Annotated in this window: 19 protein-coding genes, 2 pseudogenes and 1 riboswitch; of the genes and pseudogenes, 5 read left to right on the top strand and 16 right to left on the bottom strand. The window is 60.8% G+C overall.

The genetic code is table 11. From position 1 onward, the window contains the following. The 9 genes from cobC to cobO form a co-directional block, all read right to left on the bottom strand. Nucleotides 1–576 carry an alpha-ribazole phosphatase family protein gene (cobC, locus tag JFT87_RS13355; protein ID WP_201201913.1) on the bottom strand — a complete coding sequence of 192 codons (576 nt, stop codon included), beginning with the start codon at nt 574–576 and terminating at the stop codon, nt 1–3. After that, nucleotides 573–1628, bottom strand: coding sequence for a nicotinate-nucleotide--dimethylbenzimidazole phosphoribosyltransferase (gene cobT, locus JFT87_RS13350; RefSeq protein ID WP_201201912.1), 1056 nt, complete (start codon nt 1626–1628; stop codon nt 573–575). Before cobT ends, cobC begins: the two co-directional genes overlap by 4 nt. After that, a complete protein-coding gene (gene cobU / locus JFT87_RS13345; protein ID WP_201201911.1) occupies nt 1625–2146 on the bottom strand; it encodes a bifunctional adenosylcobinamide kinase/adenosylcobinamide-phosphate guanylyltransferase in 522 nt (173 codons plus the stop codon). The genes cobT and cobU overlap by 4 nt, the downstream gene beginning before the upstream one ends. A gap of 121 nt (nt 2147–2267) precedes the next feature. Continuing rightward, on the bottom strand, nt 2268–3719 hold the full coding sequence (locus JFT87_RS13340) for a cobyric acid synthase (RefSeq protein WP_201201910.1): 1452 nt from the start codon (nt 3717–3719) through the stop codon (nt 2268–2270). Beyond that, on the bottom strand, nt 3716–4708 hold the full coding sequence (gene cobD, locus JFT87_RS13335) for a threonine-phosphate decarboxylase CobD (protein ID WP_201201909.1): 993 nt from the start codon (nt 4706–4708) through the stop codon (nt 3716–3718). The genes JFT87_RS13340 and cobD overlap by 4 nt, the downstream gene beginning before the upstream one ends. Beyond that, a complete protein-coding gene (gene cbiB, locus JFT87_RS13330; RefSeq protein ID WP_201201908.1) occupies nt 4701–5609 on the bottom strand; it encodes an adenosylcobinamide-phosphate synthase CbiB in 909 nt (302 codons plus the stop codon). The genes cobD and cbiB overlap by 8 nt, the downstream gene beginning before the upstream one ends. Next, nucleotides 5606–6256 (bottom strand): 5,6-dimethylbenzimidazole synthase, encoded by a 651-nt coding sequence (gene bluB / locus JFT87_RS13325; protein WP_201201907.1) that lies wholly within the window; start codon nt 6254–6256, stop codon nt 5606–5608. The genes cbiB and bluB overlap by 4 nt, the downstream gene beginning before the upstream one ends. Further along, nucleotides 6253–7653, bottom strand: a complete 1401-nt coding sequence (locus tag JFT87_RS13320) for a cobyrinate a,c-diamide synthase (RefSeq protein ID WP_201201905.1) — start codon at nt 7651–7653, stop codon at nt 6253–6255. Before JFT87_RS13320 ends, bluB begins: the two co-directional genes overlap by 4 nt. Beyond that, complete coding sequence (gene cobO / locus JFT87_RS13315) at nt 7650–8261, bottom strand: cob(I)yrinic acid a,c-diamide adenosyltransferase (protein ID WP_201201904.1); 612 nt, start codon at nt 8259–8261, stop codon at nt 7650–7652. Before cobO ends, JFT87_RS13320 begins: the two co-directional genes overlap by 4 nt. Nucleotides 8262–8341: 80 nt before the next feature. After that, a riboswitch (cobalamin riboswitch) is annotated at nt 8342–8574 on the bottom strand. Between the two features lie 153 nt (nt 8575–8727). On the opposite strand from cobO, the gene JFT87_RS13310 reads away from it, so the two are divergent. Next, entirely contained in the window at nt 8728–9312 is a 585-nt protein-coding gene (locus JFT87_RS13310; protein ID WP_201201902.1) for a hypothetical protein, read from the top strand. A 70-nt stretch (nt 9313–9382) separates the two neighbouring features. After that, nucleotides 9383–10696 (top strand): PQQ-dependent sugar dehydrogenase, encoded by a 1314-nt coding sequence (locus JFT87_RS13305; RefSeq protein WP_201201900.1) that lies wholly within the window; start codon nt 9383–9385, stop codon nt 10694–10696. 137 nt (nt 10697–10833) lie between these two features. Here the strand turns inward: JFT87_RS13305 and JFT87_RS13300 are convergent, their stop codons facing one another. The 5 genes and pseudogenes from JFT87_RS13300 to JFT87_RS13280 all read right to left on the bottom strand — a co-directional run bounded on the left by JFT87_RS13300 (nt 10834) and on the right by JFT87_RS13280 (nt 15490). Further along, nucleotides 10834–11370 (bottom strand): C40 family peptidase, encoded by a 537-nt coding sequence (locus JFT87_RS13300; RefSeq protein ID WP_201194887.1) that lies wholly within the window; start codon nt 11368–11370, stop codon nt 10834–10836. Nucleotides 11371–11535: 165 nt separating this feature from the next. After that, nucleotides 11536–12159: a C40 family peptidase gene (locus tag JFT87_RS13295; protein ID WP_201201899.1), complete on the bottom strand. Its 624-nt coding sequence runs from the start codon at nt 12157–12159 to the stop codon at nt 11536–11538. A 226-nt stretch (nt 12160–12385) separates the two neighbouring features. Further along, complete coding sequence (gene hda / locus JFT87_RS13290) at nt 12386–13090, bottom strand: DnaA regulatory inactivator Hda (RefSeq protein WP_054049492.1); 705 nt, start codon at nt 13088–13090, stop codon at nt 12386–12388. 230 nt (nt 13091–13320) lie between these two features. Continuing rightward, nucleotides 13321–14394, bottom strand: a complete 1074-nt coding sequence (locus JFT87_RS13285; RefSeq protein WP_201201898.1) for an AI-2E family transporter — start codon at nt 14392–14394, stop codon at nt 13321–13323. 38 nt (nt 14395–14432) lie between these two features. After that, nucleotides 14433–15490 (bottom strand): annotated as a pseudogene (locus tag JFT87_RS13280) (DUF2066 domain-containing protein). Between the two features lie 370 nt (nt 15491–15860). On the opposite strand from JFT87_RS13280, the gene purM reads away from it, so the two are divergent. From purM to JFT87_RS13265, 3 genes are read left to right on the top strand one after another with little or no spacing between them, the layout of a single operon-like run. After that, nucleotides 15861–16919 (top strand): phosphoribosylformylglycinamidine cyclo-ligase, encoded by a 1059-nt coding sequence (purM, locus tag JFT87_RS13275; RefSeq protein WP_008148639.1) that lies wholly within the window; start codon nt 15861–15863, stop codon nt 16917–16919. Then, nucleotides 16919–17569 (top strand): phosphoribosylglycinamide formyltransferase, encoded by a 651-nt coding sequence (gene purN, locus JFT87_RS13270; RefSeq protein WP_201201897.1) that lies wholly within the window; start codon nt 16919–16921, stop codon nt 17567–17569. Before purM ends, purN begins: the two co-directional genes overlap by 1 nt. A gap of 8 nt (nt 17570–17577) precedes the next feature. Further along, on the top strand, nt 17578–18291 hold the full coding sequence (locus JFT87_RS13265) for a DUF3108 domain-containing protein (protein WP_201201896.1): 714 nt from the start codon (nt 17578–17580) through the stop codon (nt 18289–18291). Between the two features lie 232 nt (nt 18292–18523). Here the strand turns inward: JFT87_RS13265 and JFT87_RS13260 are convergent, their stop codons facing one another. Both JFT87_RS13260 and JFT87_RS28825 read right to left on the bottom strand, forming a co-directional pair. Then, nucleotides 18524–19645 carry a methyl-accepting chemotaxis protein gene (locus JFT87_RS13260; protein WP_446739732.1) on the bottom strand — a complete coding sequence of 374 codons (1122 nt, stop codon included), beginning with the start codon at nt 19643–19645 and terminating at the stop codon, nt 18524–18526. Between the two features lie 24 nt (nt 19646–19669). Then, nucleotides 19670–20086: pseudogene (locus JFT87_RS28825) on the bottom strand (MCP four helix bundle domain-containing protein); the annotation flags it as partial. Between the last annotated feature and the right edge of the window lie 298 nt (nt 20087–20384).

Raw genomic sequence — 20384 nt, 5'->3', positions numbered from 1 at the left:
TCAATGACCTTCCTTGAGCGAACCGTCGGCCTCAACCGTCAGGGAAAACAGCGCACCATGCGCCACTTCAACGCTGAGCAATTGTTCACGCGGCAAACCCCGCGCCTGTGCCAGCAGCAAACGCATCACACCGCCATGACTGATCAGCAACACCCGTTCACCGGCATAGGCCCCGTGCAGGCGCTTGACCGCCGCCAATACCCGCGCAGAAAAATCACTGACCGGCTCGCCCTGTGGCGGTGTAAACGAATAAGGATCAGCCCAGAACAGCCCGAGTGCTTGCGCATCCGTCTCCATCAACGCCGCCGCACTCTGCCCTTCCCACGCGCCGAAATGCAGTTCCTGCAGATCCTTGTCCCGTTGCACCGGCAGATTCAGTTGCTCGCCAAGTTCATCAGCGAAACGCGCACAACGCTGCAATGGCGAGCTGACCAGACGATCCCATGGCCCCGCCGCAACCACCGCCGTGCGCATCTGTGCCCAACCGGTGTCGGTCAGTGCGTCGTCGAGGCTGCCGCGCAAGCCGCCACCGAGTTCGGTCTCGCCGTGGCGCAACAGGTCCAGGCGCAAGGTCATGCCGGGCGATCCGCCACAGCGGCTTCGGCGAAGGTCGCCATCTGCCCGTGAAGATCGCACGCCAGACGCAACAACGGCACCGCCAACGCGGCACCGCTGCCCTCGCCCAGACGCAAACCGAGGTCCAGCAACGGCTCAGCGTTCAGGGTTTCCAGCACATGGCGATGGCCCGGCTCGGCACCACGATGGCCGAACAGCAACCACTGGCGGCATTGCGGATTCAAACGCACCGCGACCAACGCGGCGACGCTGCAAATAAAGCCATCCACCAGCACCGCGATGCCTTCCTGGGCACACGCCAGGTACGCACCGACCAACGCCGCAATTTCAAAACCACCGAGGTTGAACAGCGTTTGCAGCGCATCCCCTCGCTGAGCGCCGTGCAAGGCCAACGCACGCTCAATCACTTGCGCTTTATGGCTGACACCCGCAGCGTTCAGCCCAGTGCCCGGCCCGGTCAGATGCACCACCGGGCAATCCAGCAAGGCGCAGGCCAAAGCGCTGGCCGCCGTGGTGTTGCCGATGCCCATTTCGCCGCCGATGAACAACTGCGCGCCCGCCGCGATGGCGCGCAACACGCTGTCGCGACCAGCCTGTAAGGCCAGTTCGCCCTGGGCGACGGTCATGGCTGGGCCGTTCACAAAGTTGGCCGTGCCCGGGCCGACATTCAGATGCCGCACGCCCGGCAGGTTCAAGGACGGTGTAACCGTGCCGAGGTCGACCACTTCAAGGGAGGCGCCCAACTGCCGCGCCAACACACTGATCGCCGCGCCGCCGGTGACGAAGTTGTGCAGCATCTGCCCGGTGACTTCCTGGGGAAACGCCGACACCCCTTCCGCGACCACACCATGATCACCGGCAAAGATCGCGATCCACAGTTGATCGAGGCTCGGTTTGACCTGCCCTTGCAATCCGGCCAGTTGCACGGCGACCGACTCCAGCCGACCGAGGGAACCGGCCGGTTTAGTCAGTTGCTGTTGACGGGCTTCAGCCTGCTCAACGACTGCTGCATCGATCGGCTTGCACGGGTTGAGCCACCAGGATTGAGTCATAACGCATTACCTTTAAGAGTCAGGGGCAGGCCGGCGACGGTCAGGACGACTCGCTGACAGCGCTCAGCCAAGGCTTGATGCAGCCAACCGGCTTCATCGACATAGCGGCGAGTCAATTCGCCCAGCGGCACGACACCCATTCCGGTCTCGTTGCTGACAAAAATAATTTCGCCCGGCAGCGACGCCAGGCAGTCCAGCAAGGCATCACGCTCGGCCGTCAGGCGCTCGGGGTTATCGAGCATCAGCAGATTGGTCAGCCACAGGGTCAGGCAATCCACCAGCAGGCAACGCTCGGCACTGGCGTTTTCGTGCAGGACGCGGGCCAGCTCAAGCGGTTCTTCGATCAGCGCCCATTCGACGGGGCGACGGGCGCGGTGATGAGCCACCCGTTCGTTCATTTCGCCGTCCAGCGGTTGGCTGGTGGCGATGTAGGTCACCCGGAGCTGGCTGTCAGTGGCGAGTTTTTCAGCCAGGCGACTTTTGCCGGAGCGGGCGCCGCCGAGGATTAGTTGGAGCATGGTTTATTCCTTTATATGGGCGGTGAGGCGAATTACGCCTTCGCGAGCAAGCCCGCTCCCACAGTTGATCGCATTCCAATGTTGGAGCGAGCCTGCTCGCGAAGGGGCCATCAAACCCACCCTAAAACCCACAGAGCTCACGCAACAGCGCGGTATCCAAATGCTTCTCCACCAAATCCGCCAACCGCTCGATATCGCGTTCGCGCAAGGCGTGATAATCCACCGCCTGCACGTTCTGCAATCCGGCCCAACGCAACAGCGCACTGCTCGCCGCCGGTGACTCAAACAGCCCATGCAGGTAGGTGCCGAAAATCTGCCCGTCGAGACTTTGCGCGCCATCGCAGCGACCATCGTCCAGCTGCACAGCAGCGTTTTCCAACGCCGGTCCAGTGGTTACGCCGGCATGGATTTCGTAGCCACTGACCTCGGCATTTTCCAACGCCAGACGCCCGCGCACATTGCGCAACTGCTTCTCTGCTTCGAGCAAGGTTTCGAACGCCAGCAAACCCAAACCGGCACTGGAACCCGGCGCGCCCTCGAGGCCCAGCGGATCGTGAACCTGCTCACCAAGCATTTGTAGACCGCCACAGATCCCCAACACTTTGCCGCCGTAGCGCAAGTGTCGGGAGATCGCGGTGTCCCAGCCGTTGGCCCGCAGGTACGCGAGGTCGCTGCGCACACTTTTCGAGCCCGGAAGAATAATCAGGTCAGCGGCCGGAATCGCTTGGCCGGGACCGATGAATTGCAGGTCCACTTGCGGATGCAGGCGCAGTGGATCGAAATCGGTGTGATTGCTGATGCGCGGCAGTACCGGCACCACCACTTTCAGCACTTGGTCAGCCTTGTCGGTCTGGCGTTGATCGATGCCGTCTTCAGCCTCCAGGTGCAGGTCCATGACGTAGGGCAGGACGCCGATCACCGGTTTGCCGGTGCGTTCTTCGAGCCAGTCGAGGCCCGGTTGCAGCAGGGCAATGTCACCGCGAAAACGGTTGATGATGAAACCTTTGACCCGCGTCTGCTCGCTCGGCGACAGCAGCTCAAGCGTACCGACCAGATGGGCGAAAACCCCGCCGCGATTGATGTCGGCGATCAGCACCACCGGACAGTCCACGGCTTCGGCAAAGCCCATGTTGGCAATGTCACCAGCGCGCAGATTGATCTCGGCCGGCGAGCCCGCGCCTTCGACCATCACCACCGGATAAGCCGCGCTCAGCCGTTCATGTGAGGCCAGCACCGCTTGCATCGCGATGGCTTTGTAGTCGTGATAGGCGACCGCGTTCATGGTGGTGACGGCGCGACCATGAATGATCACTTGGGCGCCGGTGTCGCTGTTGGGTTTGAGCAGCACCGGGTTCATGTCGGTGTGCGGTTCAAGGTTGGCGGCCTGAGCCTGCACCGCTTGCGCGCGGCCGATCTCGCCACCATCAGCGGTCACGGCGCTGTTCAACGCCATGTTTTGCGGCTTGAACGGCACAACGCTGACACCGTGGCGCGTGACCCAGCGACACAACGCCGTCACCAGCGTGCTTTTACCGGCGTCGGACGTAGTGCCTTGCACCATCAACGTAGTCATCGGGTTTCCTTGGCGAAGGCTTGCAGGGCTTGCTCGAGGCGAGCCTCTTCAGTTGCATCAGCCGGCAAGCCAAAACGCAGGCTGCTGTTGTGGGTGAACAACCGCAGCAAGATCCCGCGCCGAGCCATAAATGCATGCAGCTCTTCGGCGCGCTCAGTGATCAGCCATTGAAACAAGGCACAACCGCCCTGCGGCTTAAGGTCATATCGTTCCAGCAGCGCAGCCAGGCGCTGACTGGCCTCGTCGCTGCGCACCCGTTGCCGGGCGTGCCCTTCAGTGTCCTGCAAACAGGCCTGGCCCAGCACCCGGGTCGGGCCACTGACCGCCCACGGTCCGACTTGCTCAGCGAGCAATCTGAGCAACTTGCGCTCCGCCAGGACGAAACCCAGCCGTACCCCGGCCAGGCCAAAAAATTTGCCGAAAGAGCGCAGCACGATCAGCCCGACCTGATTGGCAAACGCGGCCAGGCTCAGGTGCGGCGTGTTGTCCATGAACGCTTCGTCCACCACCAGCCAGCCACCGCGCTGGGCCAGCCGCGAGTGCCAGTCGAGCAGACGATTCGGGCTCAGGCTCAGGCCCGTGGGATTGTTCGGGTTGACCACTACCAACACATCGAGGCTGTCGAGAAAGAAGTCGACTTCCTGCTCCAGCACTTCGCGCACGATGTAACCGTTACGACGCCACGCCTCCGCGTGTTCGGCATAACACGGCGACAGCACGCCGACCTTACCGGCCCGGCGCAGACGCGGCAGCAACTGGATCGCCATCTGCGAACCGGCGACCGGCAACACCTGGGCGGCGCCGTAGTAATCACAAGCCGCCTGCTCCAGACCGTCATCGGTTTCCGGCAACCGCGCCCAGGCTCGTAACGGAATTTCAGGAATCGCAAATGGCCAGGGTGCCAGGCCACTGGACAGGTCGAGCCAATCGGCTTCGGCGATGCCGTATTCGAGCGCCGCCTTACGCAACCGGCCACCGTGCTCAAGCATAGAATTCAGCCCCCACGCAGAGAATCAGCAGCCATAACCATACGCCGCGCTGGACCAATTGCCAGCCACGGTCGATGGAGTCGGCATCCGCTGGCGCGCCTTCACCGAGTTGTGGACGCTGATGCAATTCACCGTGATAAATCGCCGCCCCGCCCAGCTCGACACCCAGCGCACCGGCACCGGCCGCCATCACCGGGCCAGCGTTCGGGCTGTCCCAGGTCGGGCCCTGGGTACGCCAGCATTTCAATGCGAGTCGGGTTTTGCCCAACAGTGCGTAGGTCAACGCCACCAAACGTGCGGGAATGTAGTTGAGGACGTCGTCGATTTTCGCCGCCGCCCAGCCGAACCGTTCGAAGCGTTCGTTGCGATAGCCCCACATGGCGTCGAGGGTGTTACTGAGTCGATAGAGCACCACGCCCGGCGCACCGGCCACGGCAAACCAGAACAGCGCAGCGAACACCGCGTCACTGCCGTTTTCCAGCACCGATTCGGTGGCGGCGCGGGCGACTTCGGTTTTATCCAGCTCACTGGTCTGGCGGCTGACCAGATAACCCACGCGTTTACGCGCTTCGTCCAAGTCATCGCTGCGCAGGGCCTTGGCCACCGGCTCGACGTGTTCGCCAAGGCTGCGCATGCCGAGGGCGCAATACAGCGCCAGAATCTCGACCACCCAACCGACATAAGGCGCCCAGGAAAGCGCCGTAACCAACAAGGTCAGCGGCAACACCGCGATCACCCAGGCGGTGACGCCGTGACTGCGCCAACCGCGACCGCCGGAGTTGAAACGTTGCTCGATGCGATCGGCAAAACGGCCGAACGCCACCAGCGGATGCCAGCGTTTGGGTTCACCCAGCAGCGCATCCAGCGCAACCGCGGCGACACTCAATAACGCCACACTCATTGACTCACTCCCCAATAGTTTTCATACAGCAATTCACTGAGCGGGCGCGCCTGCGCCCAGCCTTCGAGTACCAACATCGGCGCCGGATAGAATTCCTTGACCGGACCCAGGCAAAGAACCGCCAGCGGTTTGGCACCGACAGGCAAACCCAGCAGGTCCGCCAGAGCTTGCGGCTCGAACAGCGACACCCAGCCCATCCCCAGCCCTTCAGCGCGGGACGCCAGCCACAAATTCTGGATCGCGCAGGACAGCGACGCCATGTCCATTTCCGGCAAGGTGCGGCGACCGAAAATGTGGCGTTCGCGATCATCCATCAACGCTGCTACCAACACTTCGGCGCAGTCGTTGATGCCTTCGACCTTGAGCTTCATGAACTCGTCGGTGCGCTCGCCGAGGGCTTCGGCAGTGCGGATGCGTTCTTCTTCTACTAATAACTGGATCTTGCCGCGCAGGGCTCGATCGCTGATGCGGATGAAGCGCCATGGCTGCATCAGGCCGACGCTGGGTGCCTGGTGCGCGGCTTCGAGCAGGCGCCGCAGCAATTCAGGCTCGACAGTGCCGCCGCTGAAGTGGCGCATGTCGCGGCGTTCAGCGATGGCGCGGTAGACGGCGGCGCGTTCGGCTTCGGAGAAGGCGTTGTCGGTCATGGCCGCTTCGCGAGCAAGCCCGCTCCCACATTAGATGGCGTGCTGCCTGACGAAACGCGGTCAACTGTGGGAGCGGGCTTGCTCGCGAAGGCGGCCTCAAGATCAGGCGCAAACAGAGCGGCAATCGCCGACGGATTCGACGGGAAATAAAAGTGCACATAAGAGGCTGTCATCCGCCCCTCACGATAAACCGCCTCCGCCCCGCGCCCGCCATTCGGGCTCAGGCCCCGGGCAATCGGCTCAAGCTCAGTGCTGGTCAACGAGTGATGATAGGTGTGCCCGCGCAACAAACCTTCGGGCAACTCGACCGCTTGCAACGCCAACGCCGCCAGACGTTTTTGCATCACCGCATCCCCCGCCAGCAAGCCGACCAGTTCAGCGCGAGTGCCGTCGACATCGGTTAAGGAATCGAGCAGATACAGCATGCCGCCGCACTCGGCCAGCAATGGCTTGCCCGCCGCATGGTGTGCGCGAATAGCGTTGAGCATCGAAGTGTTTTGCGACAGGGCGACATGGTGCAGTTCAGGGTAGCCGCCGGGCAGATAGAGGCTGTCTGCCTCCGGCAACTCGGTATCGCGAATCGGCGAGAAAAATGACAACTCGGCACCCATCGCCCGCAGCAAATCCAGGCTCGCACCGTAGGTGAAGGCGAACGCTTCGTCACGGGCCACGGCGATGCGCACACCCGCCAGCAACGGCTCGGCGCTGATCACATCCGGGGCGGCGAATTCGACGGCCGGTGGTAGCGCCACCTCGCAACTACTGGCCAACGCATCGGCCGCCGCATCGAGGCGCAGATCGAGATCATTCAACTCGCTGGCCTGCACCAACCCGAGGTGACGGCTCGGCAGTTCGATCCCGGTTTCCCGGGACAACGCACCGTACCAACGCAAGCCTTCGGTCAGGCTGCCTTCAAGCAATTGCGCATGACGCAAGGTGCCGACGCGGTTAGCCAACACGCCGGCAAACGGCAAGTCCGGCTGATAACGCGCCAAGCCCAGGGCCAACGCACCAAAGGTCTGAGCCATGGCGGTGCCATCGATCACGCCAAGCACCGGCACACCGAAGTGTCGCGCCAGGTCAGCGCTGGATGGCGTACCGTCGAACAAGCCCATGACCCCTTCGATCAGAATCAGGTCCGCTTCACCCGCCGCTTCCCACAACAGCCGACGGCTTTCCTGCTCGCCGACCATCCACATGTCCAGTTGATAGACCGGCGCACCGCTGGCGCGCTCGAGAATCATCGGGTCGAGAAAGTCCGGGCCGCATTTGAATACGCGCACCTTGCGCCCCTGATTGCGATGCAAACGGGCCAGCGCAGCAGTGACAGTGGTCTTGCCCTGACCGGAGGCCGGCGCGGCAATCAGTACCGCCGGGCAATGACGTGGTTGATTCACAGCTCGACGCCTTTTTGCGCTTTGATCCCGGCCTGGAACGCGTGTTTGATCACGTTCATTTCGGTGACGGTGTCGGCCAGCTCGATCATTTCCGGCTTGGCGCCGCGACCGGTGACCACCACGTGTTGCATCGGCGGACGGGCCTGCAAGTCGCTGAGGACTTGATCGAGATCGAGGTAACCGTGTTTGAGGGCGATGTTCAGCTCATCAAGCACCACCAGGCCAATCGACGGATCGCGCAGCAACTCGCGGGACACGGCCCACGCGGCTTCGGCGGCGGCGATGTCACGCTGGCGGTCCTGGGTTTCCCAGGTGAAGCCCTCGCCCATCACGTGAAAACGCACTTGCTCCGGGAAGCGGCGGAAGAACAACTCCTCGCCTGTGCTGTTGCGCCCCTTGATGAACTGCACCACACCGCACTGCATGCCATGGCCCATGGAACGGGCGAGCATGCCGAAGGCCGAGCTGCTTTTGCCTTTGCCGTTGCCGGTCAGCACCAGCAGCAGGCCGCATTCGTTCGGCGAATTGGCGATGCGTTCGTCAATCACGGCTTTTTTACGCAGCATGCGCGCCAGGTGGCGTTCGTCACGATCGAGGGTATCAGTCATGGGGAGCTCTCCGTTGAGGCTGGATAACGGCGGGCAGGCACAAGAATAGATGGCAAGAAGCCTGGCATCGCCCACCGTGATGCCGCTGGATGGATCAGGCCGGTCTCCGGGCTCATGAGCGGCATTACGCCTGGCTGCGCGCCTTCCCATGTCGAGTTAAGACACAGTGGCTCAGGCGCAGCTTTCTCTCATTTACCGTTGCGGGGGCAGCGCCGGGATCGTGGTTCTTCATCTATGGAAGAAATCACTCACCGGCTTCCCTGTTTCACTCTGTCGACCGCGGTCACAGAGCACCTGAAACAAGCCGCGAAGGTTAGAGGGTTGGGGGTGGAGCGTCAATTAAAGCCGGGGCGCCATCCAGCGAAAAACTGCCGTCGATCAATTTACTGACGCCAATCTTGCGCCACACTCCCAGCAGTGATATCAAAGAGCCATAACTCACAACACAATAACAAGGGTGAGCCACATGCAAGGCATGATCATCAGCAATCCGAAGCTGGAATTCCTGCGCCCGCTGCTGGAACGCTGGTTTGACTGTATCGACCGTTACAACGCCGTGCGCGGCGATAACGACACACCTTACTGGTTCGACGAAAAAGCCAACCTCGGGCTGCTCTCGGCCGCCGCGTGGATGGCCGAAATGGTCACGTTGCAACAGACGCCGAGCCGCAAACAGACCGAAGAAGGCGAACGCAATGCCCGAGCCGATTTGTTGATTGCCAGCAGCGAAGCTCGCGCTTTTATTCAGGCCACCCAGCGTTGGCCACGGGTCAATAGCCTGAATCTGACGCAAGCCCTGGCCGATATCACCAGCGAGGCGAAGCGAATCAGCCACGCCAGCGACCTGAAACTCGGCTGCCTGTTCGCCGCTCCACAAAAAGCCCAGCACAGCGCCACCCCGGAAGAACTCCAGGACATGGTCGACGACCTGCAAAAGGAACACACCTGCGCCGTGGCCTGGTATTTCCCTTACGCCTATCGCAAGTTGCGCAACGAAGCCGGCAACTATCACCCTGGTATCGCCGTACTGTTCAAAGAGGCCCGTGGTTGACGGGTTGAACCATCGCGTCTTTTCTCTTCTCTATGATTAAGACAATGCATTCATAGGGAAGAAGATCAGCATGCTCAAGCTTCAGTTCGTTCTCGTCATCGCGCTCGCCGGAGGGCTCGCCGCCTGTGGTGAATCCTCCAGCCTGCAAGTCTCGGACGGCACCGGACCGTCGCCCAAGCTGCCAGAACCGAACAAGACCCTGATCCCGACAGTCAACATCGCCCCGGCGATCGGCTGGCCGGCCGGCGCCAAACCCATTGCGGCCGCAGGGACGCAGGTCGCGGCATTTGCCGAAAACCTCGATCACCCGCGTTGGCTCTACGTGCTGCCCAACGGCGATGTGCTGGTGGCCGAAACCAACGCACCGCCCAAACCCGATGACAGCAAAGGCATTCGCGGCTGGGTGATGACGAAAGTCATGGGCCGCGCTGGTGCCGGCGTACCGAGTCCGAACCGCATCACGCTGCTGCGGGACAAGGACCACGATGGCGTGGCCGAAACCCGCACGGTATTCCTGGAAAACCTCAACTCGCCATTCGGCATGACCCTGGTCGGCAATGACCTGTACGTCGCCGACACGGATCGCCTGCTGCGCTTCCACTATGAAACCGGCGATACGACGATCAAGTCACAGCCCATTAAGGTCACCGATCTGCCGGGCGGCACGATCAACCATCACTGGACCAAAAACGTCATCGCCAGCAAGGACGGCAGCAAGCTCTACGTGACGGTGGGCTCCAACAGCAACGTCGGCGAAAATGGCCTGGCGGCCGAAGAAGGTCGCGCGGCGATCTGGGAAGTGGATCGTGCCACCGGCAATCACCGGATCTTCGCCTCGGGCCTGCGCAACCCGAACGGCATGGACTGGGAACCGAACAGCGGTGCGCTCTGGACCTCGGTCAACGAGCGGGATGAAATCGGCAGTGATCTGGTGCCGGACTACATCACCTCGGTCAAGGACGGCGCGTTTTATGGCTGGCCGTTCAGTTATTACGGGCAACACATCGATGTGCGCGTCGAGCCGCAGAACCCGGAGCTGGTGGCCAAAGCCATCGCCCCGGATTACGCCGTTGGCCCGCACACCGCCTCGCTGGGGTTCACCTTTGCCGAAGGCAGCAAACTGCCTGCACCGTTTACCAACGGCGCATTCGTCGGCCAGCACGGCTCGTGGAACCGCAAACCGCATAGCGGCTACAAGGTGATTTTCGTGCCGTTCGCGGCAGGCAAGCCGACCGGGCAGCCGGTAGATGTGCTGACCGGATTCCTCGATAAGGATGAAAATGCCATGGGCCGGCCGGTGGGTGTGGTGATTGATCAGCAGGGAGATTTGCTGGTGGCGGATGATGTAGGGAACAAGATTTGGCGGGTTTCGGCGGCTAAATAAGCCTCCAACGCCAACACACATAACAAATGTGGGAGCGGGCTTGCTCGCGAAGGCGTCATGACATTCAACATCTCCGTTGACTGTTACACCGCTTTCGCGAGCAAGCCCGCTCCCACATTAAGATTGCTGCGATTTTCCTACGGGTTACGCGCCAGGTGCTCAGGCTGCAAGACGCGCTTGGCGCTCAGGTAGGCTTTCTGCCAATAGGCTTTGGATAAGCTGTCGAGCTTCACCGTGCCGCCCGTGGCCGGGGCGTGGACGAAGCGGCCTTCACCGACGTAGATCCCGGCGTGGCTGACCTGGGAGCCGCCATTGGTGGCGAAGAAGATCAGGTCGCCGGTTTGCAGGCCTTCCTTGCCGACATTGGCAGCTTGCATGCTGATCATCTCGCGGGTGGTGCGCGGCAGGGAAATGCCGGCGACGTCACGGTAGACGTAACCGATCAGGCCACTGCAATCGAATCCCGAATCCGGTGTGTTGCCGCCCCAGCGATACGGCGTGCCCACCAGGCCGAGGGCGCGAAACAACACGTCTTCTGCTTCCGGGGAGAATGCTTGGGAGGAACCGAAAATAATCGGCGCGCGAACCACCGGTGCTGAGGGCGGTGGACGGCTGGCGCAGGCGCTGAGCAGCGCTGCGAAGAACATGAGTGCGAGGCGGGCCGACATCGTCATAAGCAGAACATCCTGATCTGGCTGCGGCTTTTTCTGCCGGAAAGACAGAAAAGAAAACCGCCTGCGCAGGACGCAGGCGGTTTGCCATCAATAATAGATCAGGATTCTAGCGCCTATGCGGCAAACTTCAAGTAAGACTTTAAGTTCGCCTTACATAAAGTGTGCTTACTTGCGAGCAGTGACCACAGTCGGGGCCATCGCGAGTGCGCGTTTGGCTTCGATGAAGGTCTTGCTCCAGTAGCTGTCGCCCAGGCTATCAACCCGCACGCCACCGCTTTTGCGGCTGCTGGAATGGATGAACTGGTCATCACCCAGGTAGATACCGGCGTGACTGACGCGACCGCGACGACCGTTGGTCGCGAAGAACAGCAAATCACCAGGCTTGAGCTTGTTGCGCGCTACCAACGGGGCATCCACGTTGATCATTTCGCGAGTGGAGCGCGGCAGATTCATGCCGGCCTCTTCACGAAACAGGTAGCCGATGAAGCCGCTGCAGTCGAAACCGGCTTCAGAGGTACCGCCGAAACGGTAACGGGTACCGATCAGGGACATACCACGTTCGAGGATGCTGTCGGCCAGAACCGGAAGCTGGTACGACTTGCCATCGGCGAAGTCTGCCAGTTCTTTTTCGGTGGCCACTTCTTCCTGATACAGAACGGAAGATTGGGCGGTAGCAGAGTTTCTAACCTGCTGTTGTTGCTCTTGCTGGGACACTGGAGAGTGAGCAGCGCAACCAAACAACAGGGTGACGAGTGCGAGAGGCACGAGGGGTGCGAAGCGATTTAGCATGGGCACGACCGTGGCTGATAGTTGTAAAGAAGGCGAGACTATGCCCGCTATCAACCTCATTTGCAAATTCAATCGATCTTTTTGTGACTTCTCGGTTTCTCGTTTACATCTAAGCGCTTAAGCCCATTTTAAACATTCGCGCAGCCTGCAACCTTGCAGGAAAGCGGATTTTCTGACGCCTGAAATATGCCGAAACCCGCTACAGGCCTTTATTTACTGGGGCTAGCTACCAACCGAGGGTTTCTTTCAGGAAGGGAATTGTCAGCTTGCGCTGAGCTTGAAGGGAGGCCTGATCGAGGCGTTCAAGTAGCTCGAAAAGCGCACTCATGCTGCGAGTACCGCGGGTCAAAATAAAATGCCCGACTTCATCGGTCAGGTGCAAACCGCGACGGGACGCACGCAATTGCAGGGCACGCAATTTGTCTTCATCGGACAGTGGGCGCATCTGGAAGATCAACGCCAAGGTGAGGCGCGATTTGAGATCCGCCAGCTTCACCGGCAGTTCACGCGGCGAGGTCGACGCAGCAATCAGCAGACGTCGGCCACTGTCACGCAGACGGTTGAACAGGTGGAACAACGCCTCTTCCCAATCCGCTCGCCCGGCGACGGCCTGTAGATCATCGAGGCAGACCAGTTCGTATTGTTCGAGGTTGTCGAGAATTTCGATGCCGCGATCCAGCAACTCGGCCAACGGCAAGTACACCGCCGGCTCGCCCATTTGCTCGAAACGCAGGCAGGCAGCCTGCAACAAGTGCGTGCGCCCTACCCCGTCCTTGCCCCAGAGGTAAATCAGGCTTTCGGTCCAGCCGGCGTCGGCTTCGCATAGCCGCTCGACATAGCCGAGTGCAGCGGCATTGGCGCCTGGGTAGTAATTGATAAAGGTAGCGTCATCACGCAGACGCACACCTAGGGGCAGCTGAATCGGTTTCATGCTGACTGAACAGTTCCAAAGGAACCGTTAGTGGCCTCTGTGTAAAGTTTGCGAAGTTTATACCCGTGAGACAGCCCGCACAATGCAGCAGACCACAAGCAAAATCAAAGGTTTGCGTTAACGCACTGGTTTTATGACAGTTTCTTTGGCGGCGCATGTGACAGCCGCGAGGGAGAAGCGGGCCGACCAGGCAAGAATCCAGGCCGCCCGCTACAAGCGATCAGTCGACTTTAAAGCTCAGGCTCGTCGACGCCGCTGTACATATCCGAATCTTTATACAAATCATGCACATGACGCACCAGCACCATGATCACCGCCGCCACCGGCAACGCCAGCAGCACGCCAGTGAAACCGAACAGCTCGCCACCGGCCAGAATCGCGAAAATCACCGCCACCGGGTGCAGGCCGATCCGGTCGCCCACCAGCAACGGCGTCAGCACCATGCCTTCCAGTGCCTGCCCAACCATAAACACCGCAACGATGCCGAGCATCGGATACAAGTCACCGTGAAACTGGAACAGGCCAGCAATCAACGCCGCGCCAATCCCGATGACAAACCCCATGTAAGGCACGATCGCCGCCAGACCGGCGATAAGACCGATCAACAGCCCCAACTCCAACCCGACCAGCATCAGGCCCGCGGCATAGATCACGCCCAGAGCCAGCATCACCAGCAATTGCCCGCGAACAAATGCCCCGAGCACTTCATGGCATTCACCGGCCAGTGACACCACGCGCTCTTCGCGATCACGAGGCAACAGGCTGCGGATCTTGGCCATCATCAGGTCCCAATCGCGCAGCAGGTAGAAGCTCACCACCGGGATCAGCACCAGGTTGGCTAGCCAACCAATCAGCGCCAGACCGGACGCGGTCGCCTGACTCAGTACCACACTGACAATGTCGGTGGTCTGGCCCATGTGCTCGCTGATCGCAGCCTTGACCTTGTCGAACTTCCAGAAATTATCCGACAGTCCGAATTTCGATTGCGCCCACGGCAAGGCAGTGTGCTGCAACCAATCCAGCATCTGTGGCGCCAACTCGTACAAGCGGAACAACTGCTTGGCGAGCAACGGTACCAACACCAGCAGCAGCGTCGTGAAGATCAAAGTGAACAGCGCGAACACCGTCACCACGCCCCAGGTCCGAGACAGGCCAAGCTTCTCCAGCCGATCCACCAGCGGATCGAACAGATAGGCCAGCAGTAGCGCCACCAAAAATGGCGTCAGGATCGGATGCAACAACCAGACAAACACGCAGAGCAGGACCACCCCGCCCAACCAGAACCAACGCCGCGTATCGGCCATCTACAACTCCCTATGCTTCTATATAAAGAAAGAAAACCTTACCAACGGAATCGCAACGACGGCGCCGCAGGTGTCGGGGCTGGCGCCGCAACAGGTGCTGCACCGGCAACCGCAGGCTGCGGCGCATCGACCGGGGTCGGTGCCTCGGGCGGCAGCTCCTGCAACTTCGCCAGCGACAACTGCGCGCGCATCTGATCGGCACTGCCATTGACCCGATACACGATGCGATCGCCATCGACACTTTGCAGACGCACGCCGAACGGTTCGAGTAACCGCAACAGCGTTGCGTAATGCTCAAGATTCATGCCCTGCACTTCCAGAGTCTGCTGACCCGAAACGCCAGGCTTGGCGACAAAACGTGGCGCCAAGCGCTCGGCCACCGCGAGCATCACCGCGTCGGCTACGGCAGCCTGATCGGCGCCCTGCACGCTGCCCGCCTCTTTTTGATCGCCCAGCCACAGATGCCATTTGGCCTGCCACTGCCCGCCTTCTTCGCGAGCATGCACGGCAAGCAAGGCATCCGCGTTGTAGCGCTCCGAAGCGCCGCGCAATGGCGCAGGGTCCGTGCCCTCGAGCGCGGGCGCCGTGGCCACCAGTTGCTCGCTCAAATCCGCCAGCGGCAAACGCAACGGCAAGCCGCGATGTTGCGCCGCTGCACGCAGAGGCGCCGCAGCGGCCTGGCCATCACCGACCAGACTCGAACCTTCAGTCGAATCGTTGAGCCACCAGCTCAGGATCGACGGGCGACTGGCCCCCACAGCGACAACCCGGCGCGGCGCAATGCCTGCTCGGTGGTCGTCGGATCGAAATCGACCTTGAGCACTTCCGGCGGTCCGGCATCAAAGCCGAACTGACTGATGATCTGCTGCGGATCCTTGCGAATCGCCGCCAACCCCGGGTTCTGCGGGGCTTTCGGATCGCCGGTCAGGCGTAGCACCAGCGTATCGAGCGCCGCCTGAGTGGCGCGATCACGTTCTTCCGGTGCCTGACCGTGCACCGGCTCTCGCACTTGATAAAGGCCTTTGAGGTTTTCGGCATGACTCGCCAGGCTGACCACAGACAAACAGCCCACAAACAACAATTTACAAAAACGCATGGAAAATTCCCGTCGACAGGAGCGGCTGGAACAGGCCGCGTGAACCGGTTGAGCAAGGCTGTGACCCTCGGCCGTTGCAAAACATTCACACGGCGGCGATAAGTTTTTGCACAGTGATAACGATAGACGGTTAATTGCCACACCTTATACAGGCACCCACGTCGCTCAATTGCAAAAAATTTCCGCTGATATGGCCCTGCCGTCGGCGCGAGGATGGCCGCTGCCTCTCAAGCCTGATAAAATCGCGCGCCTTCGCAGACCGGCAACAGCCGGGCACCCTGAAATTCGCGCAAGGCACTCGCCTTCGTTTGTTTCGGCGGTCCCACTGGACTCGGTCGTTACCCCTGAATCCCCCCTAAAGGCCTGGATCATGAGCAAGCAACCCTCCCTGAGCTACAAGGACGCCGGTGTAGACATCGACGCCGGTGAAGCATTGGTCGAACGCATCAAGAGCGTCGCCAAGCGCACTGCGCGCCCGGAAGTCATGGGCGGCCTGGGCGGTTTTGGCGCCCTCTGCGAAATCCCGGCCGGCTACAAGCAGCCAGTGCTGGTTTCCGGTACTGACGGCGTCGGCACCAAACTGCGCCTGGCGCTGAACCTGAACAAGCACGACAGCATCGGTATCGACCTGGTCGCCATGTGCGTCAACGACCTGGTGGTGTGCGGCGCCGAGCCGCTGTTCTTCCTCGACTACTACGCTACCGGCAAACTGAACGTCGAAACCGCGACCCAGGTCGTGACCGGCATCGGCGCAGGCTGCGAGCTGTCCGGCTGCTCCCTGGTCGGCGGTGAAACCGCTGAAATGCCTGGCATGTACGAAGGCGAAGACTACGACCTGGCAGGCTTCTGCGTCGGTGTCGTGGAAAAATCCGAAATCATCGACGGTTCCAAAGTCGCTGCCGGCGATGCCCTGCTCGCCCTGCCGTCTTCCGGCCCGCACTCCAACGGCTACTCGCTGATCCGCAAGATCATCGAAGTCTCCGGTGCAGACATCGAAAATATTCAGCTCGACGGCAAACCGCTGACCGACCTGCTGATGGCCCCGACCCGTATCTACGTGAAGCCGCTGCTCAAGCTGATCAAAGAAACCGGCGCCGTCAAAGCCATGGCCCACATCACCGGTGGTGGCCTGCTCGACAACATCCCGCGCGTACTGCCAAAAGGCGCTCAGGCGGTGGTTGACGTGGCAAGCTGGACTCGCCCGGCCGTATTCGACTGGCTGCAAGAGAAAGGCAACGTCGACGAAAACGAAATGCACCGCGTACTGAACTGCGGCGTCGGCATGGTTATCTGCGTTGCTCAAGAGCACGTTGAAACCGCTCTGAACGTTCTGCGTGAAGCCGGCGAGCAGCCATGGGTCATCGGTCAGATCTCCACCGCTGCCGAAGGCGCGGCTCAGGTTGAACTGAAGAACCTCAAGGCTCATTAATGTCCGCCACCTGTGATGTCGTGGTGCTGCTCTCCGGCACCGGCAGTAACTTGCAGGCCTTGATCGACAGCACGCGGACCGGCGACAGCCCGGTCCGCATTGCTGCGGTGATTTCCAACCGCGCCGACGCCTACGGCCTGCAACGCGCCAGGGACGCGGGTATCGATACCCGCGCCCTGGATCACAAGGCTTTCGATAGCCGCGAGGCCTTCGATGCCGCGCTGATCGAACTGATCGACGCCTTCAATCCCAAACTCGTGGTACTCGCCGGTTTCATGCGCATTCTCAGCGCTGACTTCGTGCGGCACTACCAGGGTCGCCTGTTCAACATCCATCCCTCGCTGCTACCCAAATACAAAGGGTTACACACTCATCAGCGCGCTCTGGAGGCCGGCGACACCGAGCACGGCTGCTCCGTGCACTTCGTCACCGAGGAACTCGATGGCGGACCACTGGTCGTACAGGCAGTAATACCGGTAGAGTTGCACGATACGCCGCAGAGTCTGGCTCAGCGGGTACACGTTCAGGAACACCTGATCTACCCGATTGCTGTGCGCTGGTTTGCCGAAGGTCGTTTATCACTCGGCGAACAAGGTGCTTTACTGGATGAAAAGTTACTCGCGGCCAGCGGCCACTTGATTCGAACCTAGGAGATTTTATGCGTCGCGCCCTGCTCTTCGCTTGCGCTCTGTTCGCCCTGCCTCTGGCACAGGCTGCAGACCTTCAACCGTTCTCCGCCAGCTACACCGCCGACTGGAAACAACTTCCAATGAGCGGCACCGCGGAACGCAGCCTGACCAAGGAAGCGAACGGCGTCTGGAAACTCAGCTTCAAGGCATCGATGATGATCGCCAGCCTGAATGAAGAAAGTACCCTGACGCTGGACAAGGACACTTTGCTGCCCCAGTCCTACCACTTCGAACGTGGCGGCCTAGGCAAAGCCAAGAAAGCCGATCTGGACTTCGACTGGACCACAAAAATGGTCACCGGCACTGATCGTGGTGACCCGGTCAAGGTTCCGCTGAACCGTGGTATGGTCGACAAATCCACCTACCAGCTTGCTCTTCAGCATGACGTGGCAGCCGGCAAGAAAAGCATGAGCTACCAGGTGGTCGATGGCGGTGATGTCGATACCTACGACTTCCGCGTGCTGGGTTCGGAAAAAGTCGACACCAAGGCCGGCCAGATCGATGCGATCAAGGTCGAGCGCGTGCGCGACCCGACGCAAACCAAGCGCACCACTGTCATGTGGTTCGCCAAGGACTGGGATTACCTGCTGGTCCGTCTGCAACAGGTTGAAACCGACGGCAAGGAGTACAACATCATGCTCCTGGACGGTACGGTCAATGGCAAGGCTGTCAAAGGCAGCTGATCCGGCTCGAAATGAAAAGCCCCGCAATTGCGGGGCTTTTTTTTGCCTGATGATTTGTCGGGGAGTAATGCAACTGAATGAACAATAGATAACCTGTGGCGAGGGAGCTTGCTCCCGCTGGGCTGCGAAGCGGCCCCAAAAGAGCGGGACTGCTGCGCAGTCCAACGGGAGCAAGCTCCCTCGCCACAAAAGCTCGCTCCCACAGAGTTCAGTGTTGCGCTCAACAGACGGGCTAAACCGAAAACCGCGCCACCATGGTGTGCAAGTCCACCGCCAACCGCGACAACTCCTGACTCGCAGCACTGGTCTGGTTCGCCCCGGCCGAGGTCTGCAACGCCAGGTCACGGATATTCATCAGGTTGCGATCCACTTCCCGCGCCACAGCCGCTTGCTCCTCCGAGGCACTGGCGATCACGATGTTGCGCTCGTTGATCAAGGTGAACGCCGAGGCAATCTCCTCCAGCGCAACGCCCGCTGCTTTCGCTACTTCCAGGGTCGAGCGCGCCCGACTATTGCTCTGCTGCATCGAGCTGACGGCTGAGTCGGTACCCTGCTGGATACCGCTGATCATCTGCTCGATTTCCTGGGTCGACTGCTGCGTCCGGTGGGCCAGCGCCCGCACTTCATCCGCCACCACGGCGAAGCCGCGTCCGGCATTGCCGGCACGCGCTGCTTCGATCGCCGCGTTCAAGGCCAGCAGATTGGTCTGCTCGGCGATCGAGCGAATCACGTCCAGCACCTTGCTGATGCCATAAACCTTCTGCGCCAGATCCTCGACCTGGGTCGCATTGGCGGTGACATCGTCCGCCAGAGACTCAATCGACAATACCGTCTGATGCACCTGCTCACGACCATGCTGGGCGATCCGGTCAGACTCACGGGATGCTTCGGAGGTGGCCACCGCGTTGCTCGCCACCTCTTCCACCGCCGCCGTCATCTGGTTGACCGCCGTCGCGGCCTGCTCGATTTCCAGACTTTGCTGATGCAAGCCACGGGTGGCGTCCTCGGTGACGCAACTGAGTTCTTCCGAGGCCGAGGCCAATTGGCTGGAGGAATCGGAAATCTGTCGAATGGTCTCGCGCAGGCTTTGCTGCATGCTCTTGAGCGCATGCAGCAGCCGCGCCGGCTCGTCTTTGCCGGTGATGCTTATGTCGCCGGTCAGATCGCCACCCGCCACCACTTCCGCCACGCCCAGCGACTGCGCCAACGGCAGCACAATGCTTCGAGTCAGGAGTAGCGCCAGACCAATGGTGATCAGCGCGGTAACGCCGATCATCACCCCGACCCACACTCGCGAATTGATGAACACCAGCCGTGCGGCTTCAGTGGCGAGGTTGGCGTTGTGCTTATTCATCTCGACCAGTTCGCGCAGGACCACCGCGATTTCATCGGCCAGCGGGCTCATCTCGCCATTGACGATGACCGCCGCGTCGTCGACCTGCCCTTGGGCGGACAGGGTCATCACTTGCCCCTGAAATTGCAGGTACTGTTGCTCAGACATTTTGAAGCGATCAAACAGCGAGCGCTCCTCCGGCAGCACGATCAACGCGTCATAGCGCTGTTGAGCGTCGCCCAGCGTGCCTTTGAGTTCATTGAGTTTGCTGACGTTCTGCGCCAGCGCCTGGGGATCACGGTTAATCAACAGGCGCATGGTCAGGGCGCGCAAGCGAAGCATGTCCTGACTCATCTCCCCCACCGCCATCACGCTGGGCAGCCAGTTGTTATCGACCTGATCGGACTCGGCGCGCATGTTCGACATCTGTTGCAGGGCGAACGCCCCCAACCCGAACACCATCAACGCCAGCAGGCCAAAACCCAGCCCCGCGCGCGGCGCAATATTGAGACTTCGGATACTCATTGCTCTGGTTCCTTCCAATTAGGCACTGCATATCCCTGCAGCGGGTTGCTTTAGACGGTATCGGCCCGCAGAAATTTTGCGTAAGACCAAAACGTGATATCAAAACGCCTTAATACTTCGATCAACGGGCGGTAACGATTCAGCCGAGCCAAGCAAAATCAAAAGATCGTCCGAACGCGGCCCGAGCCTTCGGCAGCTCCGCCCTGTGGGCGAAGGCTGCGATCTTTTTGGGAAC

Source organism: Pseudomonas sp. TH15 (assembly GCF_016651105.1).
Lineage (GTDB): Bacteria > Pseudomonadota > Gammaproteobacteria > Pseudomonadales > Pseudomonadaceae > Aquipseudomonas.
The sequence above is the reverse complement of the archived record's forward strand: the minus strand, read 5'-3'. Positions and strand labels throughout refer to the sequence as shown.

Bases quoted from the DNA above. Each gene is read 5' to 3' on its own strand.
- cobC (WP_201201913.1), bottom strand. From the start codon at position 576: ATGACCTTGCGCCTGGACCTGTTGCGCCACGGCGAGACCGAACTCGGT.
- cobT (WP_201201912.1), bottom strand. From the start codon at position 1,628: ATGACTCAATCCTGGTGGCTCAACCCGTGCAAGCCGATCGATGCAGCA.
- cobU (WP_201201911.1), bottom strand. From the start codon at position 2,146: ATGCTCCAACTAATCCTCGGCGGCGCCCGCTCCGGCAAAAGTCGCCTG.
- JFT87_RS13340 (WP_201201910.1), bottom strand. From the start codon at position 3,719: ATGACTACGTTGATGGTGCAAGGCACTACGTCCGACGCCGGTAAAAGC.
- cobD (WP_201201909.1), bottom strand. From the start codon at position 4,708: ATGCTTGAGCACGGTGGCCGGTTGCGTAAGGCGGCGCTCGAATACGGC.
- cbiB (WP_201201908.1), bottom strand. From the start codon at position 5,609: ATGAGTGTGGCGTTATTGAGTGTCGCCGCGGTTGCGCTGGATGCGCTG.
- bluB (WP_201201907.1), bottom strand. From the start codon at position 6,256: ATGACCGACAACGCCTTCTCCGAAGCCGAACGCGCCGCCGTCTACCGC.
- cobO (WP_201201904.1), bottom strand. From the start codon at position 8,261: ATGACTGATACCCTCGATCGTGACGAACGCCACCTGGCGCGCATGCTG.
- JFT87_RS13310 (WP_201201902.1), top strand. From the start codon at position 8,728: ATGCAAGGCATGATCATCAGCAATCCGAAGCTGGAATTCCTGCGCCCG.
- JFT87_RS13305 (WP_201201900.1), top strand. From the start codon at position 9,383: ATGCTCAAGCTTCAGTTCGTTCTCGTCATCGCGCTCGCCGGAGGGCTC.
- JFT87_RS13300 (WP_201194887.1), bottom strand. From the start codon at position 11,370: ATGACGATGTCGGCCCGCCTCGCACTCATGTTCTTCGCAGCGCTGCTC.
- JFT87_RS13295 (WP_201201899.1), bottom strand. From the start codon at position 12,159: ATGCTAAATCGCTTCGCACCCCTCGTGCCTCTCGCACTCGTCACCCTG.
- hda (WP_054049492.1), bottom strand. From the start codon at position 13,090: ATGAAACCGATTCAGCTGCCCCTAGGTGTGCGTCTGCGTGATGACGCT.
- JFT87_RS13285 (WP_201201898.1), bottom strand. From the start codon at position 14,394: ATGGCCGATACGCGGCGTTGGTTCTGGTTGGGCGGGGTGGTCCTGCTC.
- purM (WP_008148639.1), top strand. From the start codon at position 15,861: ATGAGCAAGCAACCCTCCCTGAGCTACAAGGACGCCGGTGTAGACATC.
- purN (WP_201201897.1), top strand. From the start codon at position 16,919: ATGTCCGCCACCTGTGATGTCGTGGTGCTGCTCTCCGGCACCGGCAGT.
- JFT87_RS13265 (WP_201201896.1), top strand. From the start codon at position 17,578: ATGCGTCGCGCCCTGCTCTTCGCTTGCGCTCTGTTCGCCCTGCCTCTG.
- JFT87_RS13260 (WP_446739732.1), bottom strand. From the start codon at position 19,645: ATGAATAAGCACAACGCCAACCTCGCCACTGAAGCCGCACGGCTGGTG.